This window comes from uncultured Mucilaginibacter sp., assembly GCF_903893715.1.
Lineage (GTDB): Bacteria > Bacteroidota > Bacteroidia > Sphingobacteriales > Sphingobacteriaceae > Mucilaginibacter.
The window spans coordinates 1-12,981 of the sequence record NZ_CAITNG010000158.1 but is presented as its reverse complement, the minus strand read 5'-3'; the positions used below and the strand labels follow the sequence as shown (position 1 = coordinate 12,981).

Annotated in this window: 14 protein-coding genes; 8 read left to right on the top strand and 6 right to left on the bottom strand. The window is 43.8% G+C overall.

The window, feature by feature from the left end:
• Positions 1–21 precede the first annotated feature (21 nt).
• From QZX97_RS18950 to QZX97_RS18940, 3 genes are all read left to right on the top strand, one after another.
• Positions 22–672 carry an ankyrin repeat domain-containing protein gene (locus tag QZX97_RS18950; RefSeq protein WP_295653078.1) on the top strand — a complete coding sequence of 217 codons (651 nt, stop codon included), beginning with the start codon at positions 22–24 and terminating at the stop codon, positions 670–672.
• Positions 673–967: 295 nt separating this feature from the next.
• Entirely contained in the window at positions 968–1,708 is a 741-nt protein-coding gene (locus QZX97_RS18945; protein ID WP_295653075.1) for a hypothetical protein, read from the top strand.
• A 10-nt stretch (positions 1,709–1,718) separates the two neighbouring features.
• Entirely contained in the window at positions 1,719–2,597 is an 879-nt protein-coding gene (locus QZX97_RS18940) for an alpha/beta hydrolase-fold protein (RefSeq protein ID WP_295653074.1), read from the top strand.
• A 19-nt stretch (positions 2,598–2,616) separates the two neighbouring features.
• Here QZX97_RS18940 and QZX97_RS18935 read toward each other — a convergent pair whose 3' ends face one another.
• From QZX97_RS18935 to pyrF, 3 genes are all read right to left on the bottom strand, one after another.
• The gene (locus QZX97_RS18935) at positions 2,617–2,838 is read right to left on the bottom strand and encodes a PspC domain-containing protein (protein ID WP_295653072.1); all 222 of its coding nucleotides are present in this window, start codon (positions 2,836–2,838) and stop codon (positions 2,617–2,619) included.
• A gap of 2 nt (positions 2,839–2,840) precedes the next feature.
• The gene (locus QZX97_RS18930) at positions 2,841–4,127 is read right to left on the bottom strand and encodes a DUF2851 family protein (RefSeq protein ID WP_295653071.1); all 1,287 of its coding nucleotides are present in this window, start codon (positions 4,125–4,127) and stop codon (positions 2,841–2,843) included.
• Positions 4,128–4,231: 104 nt separating this feature from the next.
• Positions 4,232–5,065 carry an orotidine-5'-phosphate decarboxylase gene (gene pyrF / locus QZX97_RS18925; protein WP_295664925.1) on the bottom strand — a complete coding sequence of 278 codons (834 nt, stop codon included), beginning with the start codon at positions 5,063–5,065 and terminating at the stop codon, positions 4,232–4,234.
• A 258-nt stretch (positions 5,066–5,323) separates the two neighbouring features.
• Here pyrF and rho point away from each other — a divergent pair, with 258 nt between their 5' ends.
• From rho to purS, 3 genes are all read left to right on the top strand, one after another.
• Positions 5,324–6,964 (top strand): transcription termination factor Rho, encoded by a 1,641-nt coding sequence (gene rho / locus QZX97_RS18920; RefSeq protein ID WP_295652970.1) that lies wholly within the window; start codon positions 5,324–5,326, stop codon positions 6,962–6,964.
• A gap of 81 nt (positions 6,965–7,045) precedes the next feature.
• Positions 7,046–7,762: a CDP-diacylglycerol--serine O-phosphatidyltransferase gene (gene pssA / locus QZX97_RS18915; protein WP_295652967.1), complete on the top strand. Its 717-nt coding sequence runs from the start codon at positions 7,046–7,048 to the stop codon at positions 7,760–7,762.
• Entirely contained in the window at positions 7,749–8,003 is a 255-nt protein-coding gene (purS, locus tag QZX97_RS18910) for a phosphoribosylformylglycinamidine synthase subunit PurS (RefSeq protein WP_295652964.1), read from the top strand. The genes pssA and purS overlap by 14 nt, the downstream gene beginning before the upstream one ends.
• On the opposite strand, the gene QZX97_RS18905 is transcribed toward purS, so the two are convergent.
• Positions 8,000–8,377 carry an Hpt domain-containing protein gene (locus QZX97_RS18905; protein ID WP_295664923.1) on the bottom strand — a complete coding sequence of 126 codons (378 nt, stop codon included), beginning with the start codon at positions 8,375–8,377 and terminating at the stop codon, positions 8,000–8,002. The genes purS and QZX97_RS18905 overlap by 4 nt on opposite strands.
• Positions 8,378–8,465: 88 nt before the next feature.
• The gene (gene folK, locus QZX97_RS18900) at positions 8,466–8,930 is read right to left on the bottom strand and encodes a 2-amino-4-hydroxy-6-hydroxymethyldihydropteridine diphosphokinase (protein ID WP_295652957.1); all 465 of its coding nucleotides are present in this window, start codon (positions 8,928–8,930) and stop codon (positions 8,466–8,468) included.
• 87 nt (positions 8,931–9,017) lie between these two features.
• On the opposite strand from folK, the gene sppA reads away from it, so the two are divergent.
• Entirely contained in the window at positions 9,018–10,769 is a 1,752-nt protein-coding gene (gene sppA, locus QZX97_RS18895) for a signal peptide peptidase SppA (RefSeq protein ID WP_295652954.1), read from the top strand.
• A gap of 85 nt (positions 10,770–10,854) precedes the next feature.
• On the opposite strand, the gene QZX97_RS18890 is transcribed toward sppA, so the two are convergent.
• The gene (locus QZX97_RS18890) at positions 10,855–11,652 is read right to left on the bottom strand and encodes a DUF2971 domain-containing protein (RefSeq protein WP_295652951.1); all 798 of its coding nucleotides are present in this window, start codon (positions 11,650–11,652) and stop codon (positions 10,855–10,857) included.
• A gap of 494 nt (positions 11,653–12,146) precedes the next feature.
• Between QZX97_RS18890 and QZX97_RS18885 the strand changes: the two genes are divergently transcribed.
• The coding region (locus tag QZX97_RS18885) for a helix-hairpin-helix domain-containing protein (protein WP_295664921.1) at positions 12,147–12,981 on the top strand (835 nt) is incomplete at its 3' end.

Here is a 12,981-nt window from a genome sequence, read left to right as displayed (position 1 = left end):
TTTTAGTAATATTGAATTTAAATGAGTTTAGTGTCCCTGGAAAATTTTATTCAGCAAGGTGATTTACAGAACCTTGCCCTATTGCTCGACAAAAACCCCGAGCTTGCCAAAAGCATCACGAGCCACCATGTTTCGGTCATTATGCTGGCCTGCTACTATAAAAAACCTGCCGTTGCCGACCTTTTACTTAAATACCTTGACGAGCTGAGCATATTTGAAGCTGCCGCCGTAGGCAAATTTGATGTGATAGCGCACCTCATTTACACCCACCCCGAAGCGGTTAATGCCTTTTCGGAAGATGGTTTTACTCCGCTGGGTTTGGCATGCTATTTTAGCCACTTCGAAATTGCCCGCTTTTTGGTGCTGAAAGGTGCCGATGTAAACCTCTGCTCGAAAAACGGTTTTAAGGTTTACCCCCTGCACTCGGCTGTAGCCGCCAACCATACCGATATTGCCCGTATGCTGATAGAGCACGGCGCGCTGGTGAACGTAAAACAGCAATCGGGTGTTACGCCGCTGCACTCAGCAGCGCAGAACGGTAATTTAGAGCTGTTGATTTTGTTGTTGGAGGCAGGTGCCACCGTAAATGCCCGCATGGAAGGCGGCAAACTACCCGCCGACCTGGCTGCCGAAAAAGGTTTTGATGAAATTGCCGCTATTTTGACGGATTGATATTTTATTGATTGATTGATCGAATGATTGATTGACTGATTGATCAATAATTGACTGCCGCGTGCTAATCTGCCCCAGCGGGGCTACCTGTTTGTAGCGATTTAATTGCAACCGGATATTGCGCCGTAGGTGCTACCCTTCCTATAATAAAACCTTCTGCCCTATCGGCCAAAAATTTGTTAAATACTGTTAAACAATTAGTTATATTGTTTAAGGTGGGATATTTTTACCTCCTCAACATTAACAACGGGACTTTTTTCATCCATCAGCATTGATAAAATATTTCATCTGTTTCATGTTTATCGGCTTTAGCCTACACATATACGCGCAAAAGGTTAGCGGGACAATTGCCGACAAAACAACCGGGCTGCCGGTTGGTGGTGCTTTGGTGATATCATCTGCTTCGAGGACTGCCTCGGGTAACGACGGCAAATTTGAAATTGCGGTTTCGGGTTTTACCGACACCATAAAAATTGTTTACATCGGGTACAAAACCTATTTATTGCCAATGAGCAAAATCATCTATCCTGTAAGGATAGCGTTAGAACCGGCTGTTATATCACTTAAACAAGTAAGCATCAATGCTGCCCGTGATTACCGCAGGGACTCGCTGTTGAACAGGAAGTTGTTTGAAAGAGAGTTTAATTATACCGGACCAAAAGTAAAAGACATGTTTTTACCTAACATGGGCAAAGGGCCGGGTGAAATTTTATCGGTCGACCCACTGTTGCTGTTGGCAATACTTACAAAAAAGAAAAGCGCCGAATACAAATTGCACCAGGACGTTGTTTTGGATGAGCAGGCCGCCTTTGTTAACCGCAAATTTTCAAGAACGCTGGTCGGGCAAACCACCGGGCTAAAAGGTGATACCTTGAACGCGTTCTTAAGCCAATACCGGCCAAGCTACCAGTTTTTACAAAAAGCCAGCGAATACGACCTGTTGATCTACATTAAAGACAGTCTTAAAAAATTTAGGCAACAAGGTATAACCCAGATCAACCCTTTCGACACTACATTGTATAAAAATCATCACTAAAAAATCCATCATGAAACCAGCACTATTACTTCTTTTCGTTGCATTCTTATTTAGTTGCGGCCAAAAAAACGAAAAAGCACTTGCGACCAAAACAGTTGACATCAAAGAGTTTTACAAAGATGTACCGGCATTGTATTCGTCCATCAAGAGCGAAAACATGTATTCGGGCATTGTAAAAGACACCTTCAGGATATACAGCGCTTTGCCAAAAGGCTATGATGAAAAAAAGAAATACCCGCTGGTGATTTTATTGGATGCCAACGCCTATTTTGAACCTTTTGTTGCGGAAACAAAACTGGCCACTATTACAGCAGATATACCCCCAATCATCATCACAGGGATAGGGTACAAGGATTTTTGGGCCATGGACTCGTTACGCACACGCGACTATACGTCGGTAGTGCGAAAAGATGAGCCGGGTTTTGGCGGGTCGGGAAAATTTGCCCGGTTTATCAATGAGGAACTATTGCCCAAGCTATGCAAACAATACAAGGTTAACCCTGATACCGTTATATTGATCGGGCATTCGTTTGGCGGGGTTTGTACACTGCATTATTTGTTCGATGGCTATAAAAACGGCAAACTAAATATTCAAAACTTTATTTCGGCAAGTCCGCCATTGGAAGATGACAACCGTTTATTGTTTGAAATGGAAAACCAGGCCGCGGCTTCAAAAAACGTCCTTCCGTTTAAACTGTATTTAAGCAAAGGCACGCTCGATGTTGACAGTGGTGCCAGGAGCGACGCACTGACCGATCTGCAAAAGCAAATGCTATCGCATCATTACAAAAAGGGTAAATTTAAATTTATTGCGTATGGCAATTTTGAACATTTGGACGCAGCTATGCCCGGTTTTATGAAAGGGTTGAGTTATATTTTTGAAAAATAACGGATTTATCCTTAGTAGACTACAGATCGATAGTGCGGGGATGTTTACGTTTTACATAATTGCGGATATCCAATACGATCCCTGCAAAGAAGTAAAATATGAGCGGGAAACCCACTGCTAAAAAGGACGAGTAGATAAAAAACAGGCGAATTTTTGAAATGGAGATATTAAAGCGTTCGCCTAAATAGGTGCACACACCAAAGGAGTGTTTTTCGAAAAAGGTTAATATACGCTGTACCATGTTTAAGCCATTTTTAATATTTTGATGCCGATGCCGCACTGTAAACACTTTTTTTGATTACAATACGAGTTTTTTAACTCCAGCAATGCCTGCGACCGGAACGCGGTATCAATCTTTAAGCCCATATCGACAAAGCTGTTTATGATATGGTTTTGCTCTGCAGGCATCATCTCTAACAGTTGCAAACTACGATTAATATAACGCTCGGATTGCATGTTATTGCCGTAAGTGAATAAAAATAACACTAAAGTATTTAAAATCAAAATATCAACCGACGATTTCCCTAATTTTTTAACTAAAGGTTTCGATTCTTTATCAAACTGATAGTGGTTTTGCCAGTACGGATTGATGTTCAGGTCGTCAAAAAGTTCGCGCAGTTTTTGGGGGTCTTTGATTTCGAGCACCTTCGAAAACAGGTGATTGGATTGGCTTACCAATGCCGCGAACTGCGCCAGCCTGATGGTAGGGAAGTTTGACGGCCGCAGGCGCAGAAACTTCCACAAATGTTTTTGGATGGGTTTGAGCTTGTATTTCTGTTTCAAAAAGGCGTATTCCTTTTGCAGGGATTGCGGGTAGTCATCGGCCAGGCTATCCTCCAAAAAACCCGCCTGGCCGAATATCAAAGCCTCGATTTGCAGCGGGTTGTTTTTATGCTTGGCCAAAATAACCTGCGGCAACGAGCGCGCCAACAACTCGAAAGGCAGGGCATTGGTTTTAAAACCAAAGTTGGCTGCCAGGTACTGGTAAAAGGTTTCTTCCCAATCGCCGCGGTTGGTTTCGAGGGTTTTGGTAACCTCGGCCGAGCGTTTTTGCAGGCGTTCTATCAGCACGCGGGTAAGCCAATTACTTAATATCAAATCATCAACCGCGCCTATCGACTTTTCACAGGGGATGATTTGTTGTTCCCCAAATACCAGGCGTTGGTACCGGGCTTGCAGTTCAGGGTCGATACGGTCGCGCAATATAATGGTTGGTACAGGGCTGCCATCTTTCCTACTCACCGGTTCGTCATCACGGTAAACCACATGGAGTATCACATTATCATAAGCCTTATCATCGGGGTGGCCGTGGCGTTTCCAGTCGGACGAGCATAAATGCACCTCAGCATTGCCCGCCCATAGCGTATCCCCTATCCTTACTTTGGCATGCTGAAAATCGGGCCCGGCATCGGTATTTTGTAAACCGGGGGATACAATTTCAACACTTTCGCCATCGGTGGTTTGCAGCCCGTTCCAATCGAACAGCCTGAATTTCCATACATATTGGAGAAAGTCTTCGTTGAAAAACATGTTGGTGAGTAGTCAGTAGTGAATGGTGAGTTAGGCGTTCTGTTTAAATGTCGAACTAAAATAACAATTCAATTGCACATCTGCACATTTACTCATTCACACATTTAAATCACCCCCGCTTTCTCCAACTCCAACTCCATTTCCTGCTGAATACTCAACGCTTCAGCCCGGGCGGCTTCGGCAAAGTCTTTGCCACTTGAGGCGAAGATGATGGAGCGCGATGCGTTGACAATGAGGCCGCAATCTTTGTTCATGCCGTATTCGCAAACCTCGGCAAGGCTGCCGCCCTGGGCGCCTATGCCGGGTACGAGGAGGAAATGGTTGGGCGCATGGTTGCGGATGTCGATAAAGCTGGCGCCTTTGGTGGCGCCTACCACGTACATCATCCTATCATCACCGGCCCAAGTATTGGCTTTTTTTATCACTTCTTCAAACAGGTAATTGTCGCCTATAGGCAAAAACTGGAAATCTTTACTGCTTTCGTTGGATGTCAATCCCAGCAGGATGACCCATTTGCCCTCGTATTTTAAATAAGAGATTACACTATCGTGCCCCATGTAGGGCGCTACGGTTATCGCGTCGAAGCTCATACCCGAAGATGCTTCGTCGAAAAAAGCTTTGGCATACATGTCGGAGGTATTGCCCAAATCGCCGCGCTTTGCATCGATGATGTTGAGCGTTTCTTTGGGCAGGTATTGCCAGGTTTTTACCAGGCTTTGCAGACCTGCTACGCCCCTGCTCTCGTAAAAAGCCGCATTGGGTTTGTAGGCTATGCAAAGGTCGCGGGTGGCATCAACTATTTGGCGGTTAAACTCGTAAACAGGGTCGGCATACTCGAGCAAGTGGGCCGGTATCTTTTCGATATCCGAATCGAGGCCGACACATAAAAACGATTTCTTTTTTTTGATCTGGGCGATGATCTGTTGACGGGATGGCATGAATATTGGGCGTTATTGTATTACAAAATAATGAAAAAACAGGTAATAATTTTGCCCTTTGGCCGAAATATTTTTAAATTAATTTGAAGTTTTAAATAAATTGACTAAAATTGCAATGTTTTCCTGAATTTCTTGCACCAAAGAATCAGTTTGTTTTCCGAATAATTTATTGAAAAACAGCATTTAAATTTTTCCCGAGCTGGTGTTGCAAGCTAATTTCTACACAAAAATATCCCTTTTGAAATATTATTCTCACAAATGTCTGATACAACCGAATTAAACGATAAACTCGTTTCTGAACTACGTACGTTGGCCAAAAGTTTCGGAATTGCCGAAGCGGATAGCTTAAGAAAAGCAGAATTGATTACCAGTATTGTTGAACAACAACAACTGATTGAAGCTGCCCGCCTGCAACAGGAAACAGTTACTAAAGATTACACCGCACACAACACGCCCGAAGTTGCCGAAACCGCAGCCGTTGAAGAAAGTGCCGATAAGCCCCGCAAAAGGTTGCGCACCTTAAAATCGAAAACTGATTACCGGGTTGAAGTACCTTTAAATGATACCAACCTGTTTGAACAGGAGGAAGAAGAAGAAGCTTCGGTACAACCGACTGAAAGCAATACGGCATCGGCCATGGACGCCGCTACCGAAGAAATAAAACCACAGGCAGGTCAGCCTGATGTTGCGGAAGCACGCCCTGCAAAATTTGAACGCAATAAGTTCGTTAATCAGAACGGAGGCCAGCAGCAAAAAAGCCAGGAGCCGGCCATCAACCTCGATTTTGATAACGTTATTGTTAACGAAGGCGTTTTGGAAATTATGCCCGATGGTTATGGTTTTCTGCGTTCGTCGGACTATAATTATTTGACTTCGCCCGATGATATCTATGTATCGCAATCGCAAATTAAGCTGTTTGGTTTAAAAACCGGCGATACCGTGCGTGGCAGCATACGCCCGCCAAAAGAAGGCGAAAAATATTTTCCGCTGGTACGTGTGGAGGCTATTAATGGCCGTATACCTGCCGAAGTGCGCGACCGTGTTCCATTTGACCACTTAACGCCGCTTTTCCCTTCGGAAAAACTGAATTTATTTACGGAGTCAGGCAACTACTCTACCCGCATCATCGACCTGTTTGCCCCTATCGGTAAAGGTCAGCGTGGTTTAATTGTAGCACAACCTAAAACAGGTAAAACCATGTTGCTAAAGGATGTGGCCAACGCCATTGCCCGTAACCACCCCGAGGTTTACCTGATTATATTACTGATAGATGAACGCCCTGAAGAGGTTACCGATATGGCCCGCAGCGTACGCGCCGAAGTGGTATCATCAACATTTGATGAGCCTGCCGAACGCCACGTAAAAATCGCCAATATCGTGTTGGAAAAAGCAAAACGTATGGTGGAGTGCGGCCATGATGTGGTTATCCTGTTGGATTCCATAACCCGTTTGGCACGTGCCTATAATACAGTAGCACCGGCATCGGGTAAAATATTATCGGGTGGTGTGGATGCCAACGCCTTGCATAAACCAAAACGTTTCTTCGGTGCGGCACGTAAAATTGAGGATGGCGGCTCATTGACCATCATTGCTACAGCATTAACCGAAACCGGTTCGAAAATGGACGAAGTAATCTTCGAAGAGTTTAAAGGTACCGGTAACATGGAGCTACAGTTGGACAGGAAGCTGTCGAACAAACGTATATTCCCTGCTATCGATTTGACCGCATCGAGCACACGCCGCGACGATTTGTTGCTTGACCGCGAAACCTTGCAACGCATCTGGATTTTACGCAATCACCTGGCCGATATGAACTCGCAGGAATCGATGGAGTTTTTGCAGGCGCAGATGCGTGGCACAAAAACCAACGAAGAGTTTTTGATATCGATGAACTCGTAATAAAAAATACAAACATAAAGCCCGGCGAAAATACATCGCCGGGTTTTTTTATGGATAAATCGCAATATATTCGCAGTAGAAATGCCCAACATTACCAAACACCTCCCAAACGCTATTACCTGCGCCAATTTGTTTAGCGGATGCGTGGGCATTGTGCTGGCTTTTCAGCATCATTTATTGTTTGGAGCCTATGCCATTTTTGTAGCCGCCATTTTCGATTTTTTTGACGGGTTTGCCGCGCGTTTGTTGCACGCCTACTCCAATATGGGCAAAGAGCTCGACTCGCTGGCCGATGTGGTGAGCTTTGGCGTTTTGCCGGGCGTAATTTTGTACCAGTTATTTTTAGAATCGCCGCAGATTGATGGTGTGAGCGAATATTTGAACTATATCGCTTTTTTGATACCTGTATTTTCGGCGCTGAGGCTGGCCAAGTTTAATTTGGATGCCCGCCAGGCCGAAATATTTATCGGTTTGCCCACACCGGCAAACGCTATTTTGATTGCATCGTTACCGATTACCCTATTGCACCAAAATGTTTTTTACGAGCCTTATATATTGAACGCGTTTTCGCTTTCGTGTTTTGTACTGGTAATGTGCATGTTGCTGGTGGCCGAAATGCCGCTCATGTCGCTGAAGTTTAAGGGCTTCGGGCTTAAAGGAAACATTTACCGATATTTATTGATTGGGTTATCGGCAATTATGCTGGTAATTTTTAAATTTGCAGCCATACCCATGGTGATATTTGTTTATATCGCCATTTCAATTTTTCAATTCAAAATAGCGCATGATAAAGTTTAAGGCAGAAATTGACGTAATGCCCAAAAAAGAGATATTGGACCCGCAAGGCAAAGCCGTAACCGGCAGCATGAAAAACATTGGCCTTGGCGAAATACAAAACGTGCGTATTGGCAAACATATCTCGCTCGAGATTGAAGCCGGTACCGAAGATTTAGCGCGCCAAAAAGTTGATGAAGCCTGCAAAAACCTGCTGGCTAATTTAATTATGGAAAGCTATAGTTTTGAACTGAAGGCTGTTTAAAGCAAAGCCTGCTTTTCGGCCATAATTTTATGGAGCTTGGCCAATGATGGCTCTAAAGCTGCATTTACTTCATTATATTTTTCGATAATTTCGTTGATGCCTGCGCCTGCCTTGGCCAGTTTTTCAATTTGCAGCATATTTTCCTGCGAAGTGGTCATGCCAAAAAAGCCAAGGTTGGCTTTGAATTTGTGTGCTGCCGACGCTACCAAAGTAAAGTCCTGCGCAAGTATGGCGCCATGAATCACCCCCATTTGCTCGGGCGATTGCTGCAAAAACATTTCAATCGATTCGACGAGAAACTCATCGCTGCCATCTGCGATTTCGATAATCAATGCTAAATCAAAATTCTCGTCGGATGTTTCTAACTGTGACATGGTAATTAATTAGATTATAAAATTACAATTTTTTGTAAAAAACACGATATGTATTTTTTATAAACGGAAATTTTGTAACCTCCGATTTTTACGACGGTATATCCAGTACCTCATTTAATTGCCGTATTGTTTTTTTTAAAAACGGATGTACCAACAGCGGCGCTATTTCAGATAAAGGTTGCAGGGCAAATTTGCGCAGGTGCATTTGCGGGTGTGGTACCACCAGGTCCGGCTCATTGATTACTTGATCGCCATAAAGCAAAATGTCGATATCGATGGTGCGCGAACCCCATTTCTCTTTACGTTCGCGGCCCATTTGCAATTCAATAGCCAAAATGGTGTTTAAAATTTCGCGGGCAGGCATATCGGTTTGCAGCAGCAAAACCTGGTTTAAATAGTCGGGCTCATCTGTTTTGCCCCAGGCCGGGGTTTGCTGTACCGCCGACCGCTTTATGATAGGCGCAATGGCTTTTTCGATAGCCTCAACAGCCTGAGCCAAAAACAATTCCCTGTTACCAAGGTTACTTCCCAACAGCAAATAAACATCAATCATTGTTGTAACAAATAATATACCATGCGCTCTTAATGTTATCCCGCTATGAATTAGTAATTTTGCATAGTTAAAGCTTTAAAATATTAAATGAAACAATTCTTCAAATTTGTTTTTGCCACCATGCTTGGCATTTTCCTCATCACGGTCCTGTTTATTTTAGTTGTGGTTGGCATTATTGTAGTGGCCAGCGGCGATAAAACCGTTGATGTATCCTCCAACTCCGTTCTCCGCATCGCACTAAATACCCCCATAGCCGAGCGCACCCCAAACAACGAAATAGCATCGCTTTTTGGTCTCGATGAAAAAAACATTGGGCTTAACGATATACTCGCCAATATAAAAAAGGCAAAAACCGACAGCCATATTAAAGGTATCTTTCTGGACGAAAGCTATATGCTATCGGGCCAGGCCACTACCGAAGAGATACGCAACGCGTTGATCGACTTTAAAAAATCGGGCAAATTTGTAGTGGCCTATGCCGAAATATATACCCAAAGCTTCTACTACTTAGCCTCGGTTGCCGATAAAGTGTACATTAACCCCAAAGGTATTTTTGAGTTTAACGGATTTAGTTCGGACGTTACCTTTTTAAAAGGCGGGCTGGATAAATTGGGTATTGATATGCAAGTGATTAAAGTGGGCACCTATAAAAGCGCTGTTGAGCCTTACTTTTTAACCAAAATGAGCCCGGCCAACCGCGAACAGGTAACCTCCTACTTAGGTTCGATGTACGACCATTTTCTGACCAACATCAGCAAGAGCCGGAAGGTAAGTGTGGACTCGCTGCGCAATATCGCTAATAATATGCTGATACAAACGCCTGAAGACGCTGCAAAATATCACTTAGTAGATGGCGTAAAATATAAAGATGAATTGCTGGACGAGCTGCGCGACCGTACCGGCATCAGCGAAAAGAAAGAAATTAAGAGCATCGACATCGCGAAATATACCAAAGCAAGCGGCGATGACAGCGATACCAGCAGCAACAGCCGCATTGCTATTGTTTACGCGTCGGGCGAAATAGCAGGAGGTGATGGCGATGACAATAGCATCGGTTCCGAAAAAATATCGAAAACCCTGCGCAAGGTACGCATGGACGATAAGGTGAAAGCCGTTGTTTTACGGGTTAACTCGCCGGGCGGTAGCTCATTGGCCAGCGATGTGATATGGCGCGAGGTGGTGCTCACCAAAAAAGTGAAACCCATCATTGTATCTATGGGCGATCTGGCTGCATCGGGCGGGTATTATATCAGCTGCGCTGCCGACTCGATTTATGCCGAGCCGAACACCATTACGGGTTCTATCGGCATCTTCGCGGTGCTGCCCAACATGCAAAAGTTTTTTAACGACAAGCTGGGCATCACCTTCGACGGTGTAAAGACCGGCAAATTTGCCGATTTGGGCAATATATCGCGCCCGTTGACACCCGAAGAAAAAGCGATACTACAAACCCAGGTTAACCGCGGGTACGATGAATTTACCAAAGCTGTGGCCCAGGGCCGCCATAAAACACAGGCCTATATCAACAGTATTGGCCAGGGCCGCGTATGGACCGGCGAACAAGCTGTAAGCAAGGGCCTGGTTGATAAATTGGGCAACATCAACGATGCCATAGCATCGGCAGCTAAAAAAGCAAAGGTTAAAGAATATAGGGTAGTAGCCTACCCCGAGCAGGAAAGCGGCTTAAAAGCTTTGACCCACGGCATGAGCGCGCAGGTGCGCACCTCGATGCTAAAAAGCGAATTGGGCGATAATTATAAATACTATAACCAGATAAAAGAAGTTAGCCAACTGAGCGGTATGCAGATGCGGTTGCCTTATGAGGTGGTGGTGAAGTAGTGAATGGTGAGTTGTGAGTAGCTTGCTTACTTTTTAAGATATTTTTAGAAGCCATTCGGAGACGGGTGGCTTTTTTTGTGGGATGTTAAAACTTGTGTATTAAATGAATATCTAATTTAAACATTTCATCGTTTACTTGAGCTTGATAAAGTCGAGCGTGAGGTAATTTATTTTCAATAACTTCATATATTTCTTTTCTCTGATTTTCCGGCATATTACACCCCAAAATAATTTCTCTTATTGCTTCAGGTGGTAATGCATATGCCTTATTGGCTGAATCTCCTTTTGTTACTCGAAATTCATCTTCGTATTTCCAGTGTTTTGATTTTGTATTTAACATTTTGATTATAACCGCGGCACCTGTTCCAAATAAAGACAATTCTGGAAAAACATCATCGTAAATAACGGGCCCTATTGCGCCTTTAACAATTTCATATAAAATATCCCTATCTAATCCAACACAAAAACCTTTATGGCTATTTGCATAATGGGACCACATTAACAAGTTGTCATTATTTCTTGCTAATGATAAAATTCCAAATGACTTATGGACATTCTCTTTTGTTTCTGCATGTACTTCTTTCCAATATGAGTCGTTCTCAAAAACACCAGAGCTTTGTCTTTTGTACGCTATTTCATGTATTTCGGAATCTAATTTTTCTGGCCATTCCCTTTTTGCGACTTCAATCAGTTTCTTGAAAATATTTTCTGGCGTCATTTCGTCTTTGCTATATCTAAATGGCAAAGACGCATCAAAGGGGTCATTCAAATTAGCGGGCGATGCCAAGAAAACTTCTGCATCCGTAAGGACACGTCTGTGGTATGAATCAGTCCATGTTCTGTATTTATATAGCGTTTTGGGTATGCCATCCAACTCTTTCATTCTCAAATTTTTACCAAAACTACTTATTTAGAAATGAATCATTATAAACTCTCGTCTTTGCATATCCCATAAATTTTCACTATATTATATGGAATGAAAGCATTATGGAAAGATAAGATAATGAGATTAAAAACATTCTTACTTTTTCCCCCCTTTGTGGCAATGATTGATTTCTGCCTGTCAGCAGACAGGGACCGAATGATTGAATAAAAAATTTAAAATAGTTCTTACAATTCCCCCCCCGGTTGATGGAAGTTGTGCTTTACGTTCTTTGAAAAAACCATATTTACCCTCCCTTCCCGATAGCTATCGGGATGAGTGGCAGTGGCAGTGGCAAGTAGCAGTAAACAAAATGTACTTTGAAAATACCCATATAGCCCCCTCTAAATCTCCCCCGGTTGGGGAGACTTTAAGAAATGACACAAATTTGCATATCTGCACATTTACTCATTTGCACATTGAATAGTTTTGTATTTTTATAGCTTTCAGCCGATATGGAAAACAAAGCTATAGCCCGCACTTTACGCCTGTTGTCGCAGTTGATGGAACTGCACGACGAGAACCCTTTTAAGATAAAATCGATAGCCAACGCGGCATTTAAGGTGGATAAGTCGCCGGTAAAGCTTGGGGGGAAATCGTTGGAGGAACTGGAAAAGGTGGACGGAATCGGCAAAAGCATTGCCGCCAAACTGGTGGAACTGTTTGAAACGGGCACCATCGCCGAGTTACAGCAATTGCTCGACGCCACCCCGGCAGGCATTGTGGAGATGCTGGGCATCAAAGGCATCGGACCTAAAAAAATAGCCACTATTTGGCACGACCTGGGCATTGAGAACGTAGGCGAACTGTATTACGCCTGCAACGAGAACCGCCTGATAGAGGCCAAAGGCTTCGGCTTGAAGACCCAGGAAGACATCAAAAAGGTAATTGAGTTTAAGATGGCCAGCAGCGGCAAGTTCTTGTACGCGCAGGTGGAACCGATTGCCGATGAATTGCTGAAACGTTTTGAAGCTTTGTTCCCCGGGATAACAATAACCCTTTGCGGGGAGTTTAGGCGGCGTTGCGATATTATCAACGAGTTGTGTTTTGTGATAGCGACCGACCCGGATACCGCCATCGCCAAGATACAGCATACCGAATTGCTGAGCGACATGACCGTGCAGCAAAACACGCTAAGCGGTGTAACAGAACACGGTGTAAGGGTGAGCATCACTGTTGCCGACACCGACTATTATAAGCAGGTTTTTGTAAAAACAGGCAACAAGGAACATGTAGAGGCAGTTTTGGCTTTGATAAAAGGCCTTAACTTTAAGCCAACCAGCGAAGAGG

Coding starts and splice junctions, on each gene's coding strand:
- sppA (WP_295652954.1), top strand. CDS start 9,018: ATGAAACAATTCTTCAAATTTGTTTTTGCCACCATGCTTGGCATTTTC.
- pssA (WP_295652967.1), top strand. CDS start 7,046: ATGCCCAACATTACCAAACACCTCCCAAACGCTATTACCTGCGCCAAT.
- QZX97_RS18935 (WP_295653072.1), bottom strand. CDS start 2,838: ATGGTACAGCGTATATTAACCTTTTTCGAAAAACACTCCTTTGGTGTG.
- QZX97_RS18890 (WP_295652951.1), bottom strand. CDS start 11,652: ATGAAAGAGTTGGATGGCATACCCAAAACGCTATATAAATACAGAACA.
- purS (WP_295652964.1), top strand. CDS start 7,749: ATGATAAAGTTTAAGGCAGAAATTGACGTAATGCCCAAAAAAGAGATA.
- QZX97_RS18930 (WP_295653071.1), bottom strand. CDS start 4,127: ATGTTTTTCAACGAAGACTTTCTCCAATATGTATGGAAATTCAGGCTG.
- QZX97_RS18950 (WP_295653078.1), top strand. CDS start 22: ATGAGTTTAGTGTCCCTGGAAAATTTTATTCAGCAAGGTGATTTACAG.
- rho (WP_295652970.1), top strand. CDS start 5,324: ATGTCTGATACAACCGAATTAAACGATAAACTCGTTTCTGAACTACGT.
- QZX97_RS18940 (WP_295653074.1), top strand. CDS start 1,719: ATGAAACCAGCACTATTACTTCTTTTCGTTGCATTCTTATTTAGTTGC.
- pyrF (WP_295664925.1), bottom strand. CDS start 5,065: ATGCCATCCCGTCAACAGATCATCGCCCAGATCAAAAAAAAGAAATCG.
- folK (WP_295652957.1), bottom strand. CDS start 8,930: ATGATTGATGTTTATTTGCTGTTGGGAAGTAACCTTGGTAACAGGGAA.
- QZX97_RS18945 (WP_295653075.1), top strand. CDS start 968: ATGTTTATCGGCTTTAGCCTACACATATACGCGCAAAAGGTTAGCGGG.
- QZX97_RS18905 (WP_295664923.1), bottom strand. CDS start 8,377: ATGTCACAGTTAGAAACATCCGACGAGAATTTTGATTTAGCATTGATT.